3 protein-coding genes are annotated in these 4,816 nt (G+C 60.4%); all 3 read left to right on the forward strand.

Annotation, left to right across the window (positions count from 1 at the left end):
• A partial coding sequence (gene tnpC / locus ACMLHG_RS10640) for an IS66 family transposase (RefSeq protein ID WP_417170483.1) occupies window positions 1–724 on the forward strand: 724 nt, incomplete at its 5' end.
• Between the two features lie 181 nt (window positions 725–905).
• Window positions 906–1,373, forward strand: a complete 468-nt coding sequence (locus tag ACMLHG_RS10645) for a hypothetical protein (protein WP_417170484.1) — start codon at window positions 906–908, stop codon at window positions 1,371–1,373.
• Window positions 1,374–1,395: 22 nt separating this feature from the next.
• Window positions 1,396–4,644 (forward strand): hypothetical protein, encoded by a 3,249-nt coding sequence (locus tag ACMLHG_RS10650; RefSeq protein ID WP_417170485.1) that lies wholly within the window; start codon window positions 1,396–1,398, stop codon window positions 4,642–4,644.
• Window positions 4,645–4,816 lie beyond the last annotated feature (172 nt).

The following is a 4,816-nucleotide window of genomic DNA, read 5'->3' on the forward strand; positions in this document are numbered from 1 at the left end:
GCCGATGATCGCCTTTCACTTTTCGCCGTCCCGATCCCGGGATGTCGCAAAAAGTCTGCTCGGAGATTACACCGGAACAATTATCAGAGACTCTTACACAGCCTATGAAAAACTGGACTGCGAGGTCGCCTGTTGCTGGGCGCATGTCCGCAGACGCTTTCTGCAGGCCGTCGAATGCGGATATACGAAAGCTGAGGTTCCGCTGAAAATGATACAAGCCCTATACAAAATTGAGCGGAGTGCAAAAGAGAGGGCGGAAAAGAAGGGCACGGAAACCGCACTCTTTCAAGAGCGGAAAAATGCACGCCGGCAGTCTCAGAAGCTGGTCCAGGAATTTTTTGCGCAGTGCCGGGTTCTCAAGGAGTCGGAGCGTCCATCTTCACCGGTCGCGCAAGCCGTCTCTTATGCCCTGAATATCGAAGAGGAGCTCAAAAAATTCCTGAAAGATGCCCGGTTAAATATCGACAACAACCCGGCCGAACGACTCAACCGGGGAATTGCGATCCTCCGAAAGAACTGCCTCTTTGCCGGCAGTGAAGCAGGTGGGCAGCGGCTCGCAATTCTGTATTCATTCGCCGCAACATGCAAAGCGAACGGCATCTGCTTTCGCAAGTGGCTCGAAGACGTTCTGCCGCGTTTGAATTCCACTCCGGCAGCGCAGATTGATTCTCTGATCCCCAAGGGAGAACCAAAAGAGTCAATGAGCTCAGGCTCATTATTATGAAGCGGGGAATGCCGTCTGGCGCTCAAACGCCAGACGGCATCATTTTCTGCCAGCTCTAATTTTTTCCAAAGCTCCACCGCGATATCCCCCTCACCATGGGGCTCACTGGGCATACACCAACAACCGGTACCTTTCCGCCTCCAGCGTCACGATCGACGGCACGGAAGGGCTGGATTCGAAGGTGCTGTTCTGCCCGTCCGTGACCGCCACGCCCCGTGCAACGAGCGTCGGGAAACTTCAGTTCCGGGTCTACGGCATGTCCAACTGCCTTGCCGACTATGACTGGTACGCCAAAAATCCTTCGAAGAAAAAGATCGCCCTGGGGGATTTCTGCGTGGAGGTCGACGGAGGCCGCTACTACTCGCTGGGGAAGATGCGGCAGCCCTCCGGAACCATCCTCAATGCCGACAGCGGCTATGTGAAGGGTCATGAAGAGTTCGGCCGCTGCGCCTGGACCTTCTCCACCCACAACATCGTCGAAAACAGCGGCATCATGCTCTGGCATGAGAACCGGGCGAACGCCTCTTTCATGGACGGGCATGTCGAAAGCGGCCGAGAGACTTTCTGGAACAGTCCGACCAATGTCCGGCAGTTCCTCACCAGCTCCGGTGACAGAGTCTACCCCGCCCAGCTGCCCAGCCGTTACTGAACCAGAGGAAAAGGAGTTGTCGATGAAATCTGCCGTTTATGCCGTTCTGCTGTTCTTTCTCCAGCTGCCGCTCGGAGCGGCGACGCTCCCCGACGCGGTGACGTTCCGCGGGGACGGGTCCTTTCAAATCGGAGACGCGGAATTCCGTTTTCAACAGTTCACGGCCGACTGGTCGCCGGGAGACAACCGCTCGTGGCGCAACCGCAAGGGAAGCGTCCGCCCGGACGGGGTGGAACTCACGGCGAAACTGCCTCCGCAGTTCGCCTCCGGCTCGGTCACGGAATCCATCCGCCCGGCGGGTCCCCGCTCCTTCGACGTGAAACTTCAGGTAAAATTCCCCGACGCCGTCTCTCTCGGCTCCCTGCATGGGGTGATCACGCTCCCGCGGCAATCCCGGACCGTTCTGGTCGACGGCAAACCGGAAACACTTCTCGCCGCCTCCGGAAAAACCGTTCTGCTCCGCCGCAAGGCAACCTCGCTCCGCCTCCCCGTCGCCAACGGCTATCAGGTGACGGTCACCGGTTCGCCGCTGAATCTGCTGGTGCAGGACAACAGAAAGTTCGGCACGGAAAGCCTCTCCATCCGTTTCAAGGCCACGCCGGATGCCGGGGCGATGACGGAAGCCACGCTGAACCTCCGTTTTACCGTCGAACCGCTCCCGGCACAGCCGGTCTCCCTCGCCTCTGCCGCCAACGCCGGCTTCCGTGACGAAACCGCCGGAGACGGCAAAGGCGGCTGGACCGATCAGGGCCCGGAGTGCGATCTGCACATGTTCCAGCCGGGGAAACTCCGTTTCGGCGGCCTCACGTTCGACATTCCCGCGCCCGCAGCCGCAACCGGGAACAACGCCGTCATCCTCAGCGGGAAGGAACGCAAATTCACGTCGCAGAGCGTCACGCTCTCCCTGCCGGAAAACCGGGCCGGCGCGGTCAACCTCCTGCACGCTTCGGCATGGACTCCACCGCAGGGCCGGACGCTCGGAATCCTCTGCGCAGAATATCCGGATGGCTCCATCGAGCGGATTCCGGTCCGGGCGCGGATCGACTGCGGCAACTGGCAGAATCCCTCCGACGCCCGGAACGCGGCGATCGCCTGGCAGACCGAAGCGCAGACCCATTCCGCAGGCCTTTACGTCTCCAGTTTCCCTCTGAAGCGAAAAGGGCCGAAACAGCTTCGCTTTGAAGTCGCCTCCCCGCAGGTGATCTGGATGATCGCCGGAGTTCTCCTCACTCCGGAAGCGACGCCTCTTGTCCCGCTCGACAACCAGCCGCTGGTCATCCGGGAGAACGCCGAATGGAAACCTCTGCTCTTCCAGCGGAAAAATCCGCGGAACACGCCGCTCGACTTCTCGTTTCTCCTCGACGCTCCCGCCGGGAAATACGGGTTCATCCGGCCCTCTCCCGCCGGGCATCTGACGTTTGAACGCGCGCCCGGAAAACGCATCCGCCTCTACGGGCCGAACCTCTGCTTCACGGCGAATTTCCTCTCGAAAAAGGAGGTGGACCGCCTCGCGGACCATCTCGCCGGCTGCGGATACAACACGGTCCGGATTCACCATCACGACACGCTGCTGACCGATCCGGCGGCACCGGACTCCGTCACCTTGAATCCGGAACAGCTCGACCGGCTGGACTATCTATTGTTCCGGATGAAGGAGAGAGGCATCTACGTCACCACCGATCTCTACACCAACCGGAAATTCAAACCGGGCGATCACATTCCGGAGTTCATCGAAAAAGAGCAGCCGCAAATGAAGATTCTGCTGCCGGTGAGCAAAGCCGCGATGGAAAACTGGAAGAGCTTCGCCCGGAAATGGATGCTCCACAAAAACCCCTACACGGGGCACACCTGGGCGGCGGAACCGGCGCTCTACTGCATCAACCTGGTCAACGAGGAACCGCTGACGTTGTACTGGAACCGGAGCAAGGCCGCCGCCGCGCTCTACCGCAAAAAATTTCAGGAGTACTGCGCGAAACGCAATCTGCCGCCGTCGAAAGCGGCTCACAACAACCCGGTATTCCGGCTCTTTCTGCATGAACTGCAGGAGGCGGCACTGGTCGAACAGATCCGCTTCGTCAAGGAGGAGCTCGGCGTGAAAGCGCTGGTGACCAGTTTGAACTGCGGCCGCGAGATTCCGCTGGCACTGCTGCGCGATCACTTCGATGTGGTGGACAATCACGCCTATTTCGACCACCCCGGCTTCCCGAAGAACCGCTGGAATCTGCCGTTCTCCTATCTGCAACGCTCCGCGATCAGCGATATGGCCTCCGTTCCCCGGGATCTCATGCCGACCCGCCTGCCGGGCAAGCCGTTCCTCGTCACGGAATTCAACTACTGCAACCCCAATCTCTACCGCGCGGAAGCCGGACCGCTGATCGGCGGTTATGCGGCGCTCCAGAACTGGGATGCCCTCTACCGCTTCGCCTGGAGTCACAGCGCCCGCGACATCGAGCAGGTCGTCAGCGCCTACGGATTCAATGCGGTCAACGATCCGCTGGCGCAGTTTTCCGACCGCATTGCGATTGCGATGTTTCTGCGCGGCGATGTGAAACCTGCTGAAATTCTCTGCTCCTATCAGGTCCCCCGGAACAGCTTCGAGCGGAAGCTGATCACCGGATTTCCGCTCGCCTTCAAAAATCTCGGCCTGATCACCGCCGTCGGTTCGCAGCCGGAGGATCGCCGGAGCGGGACGCCCTCTCTGCTTCCGGTGCTTCCGGCGGATGCGACCCGGCCGGACCGCCTGAAGAATCGGGAAATCGCCGCCCTGTGGGAACAGGCGAACCGCCGGAAACTCGCAGTCAGCGTCACCGGGGAACTCCGGCTGGACGCCGGAAAAAACACCTTCACCGTGACCTCGCCCCGCACGGAATCCGTCACGCTCAGCTCCGGGGATCTGGCCGCAGGGCAGCTGCGCGTCCGGCAGGCGGAGGGATTTCAGACGATCGCCGCGATTTCACTGGATGGCAAAGCGCTGTCGGAAAGTTCCTCCGTTCTGTTCTTTCAGTTGACCGACGTGGCGAGCAGCGGTCTCAAGTTCTCGAACCGGAGCAAACGGCTGGTGCTGTATCGCGGCAATCTGCCGCTGCTGGTCCGGAAGGGAACCGCCACCGTGGAGTTCGTCTCGGACCGCCCCTGCACGGTGACCGCGCTCCACTGCGACGGGACCCCCTGCGGTTCCGTCAAGGGGAGCCTTCAGAACGGCGTCTACCGTTTCCGGGCGGACACCCATCAGTTCCCCGGCGGCGTCATGGCATATCACCTGACCCGCTAAGACAAGAAAGAAAATACACGCCGCGCGGTTTCACTCCGCCGGCGGGAAAGAGGAAGAAAACGATTTCGGAATACTCCCCGGAAATCAGAGTGTTCCTGGTTGAAAAAGAGTATTTCCTCTTTCACCGGCCAAACGGACAATGGGGGAAGAAGCGTTGCTCCACCCCGACGGG

Origin of the sequence: Victivallis sp. (assembly GCF_048170485.1) — a bacterium.
Classification (GTDB): Bacteria; Verrucomicrobiota; Lentisphaeria; order Victivallales; family Victivallaceae; genus Victivallis.

Bases quoted from the DNA above. Each gene is read 5' to 3' on its own strand.
- ACMLHG_RS10650 (WP_417170485.1), top strand. From the start codon at position 1,396: ATGAAATCTGCCGTTTATGCCGTTCTGCTGTTCTTTCTCCAGCTGCCG.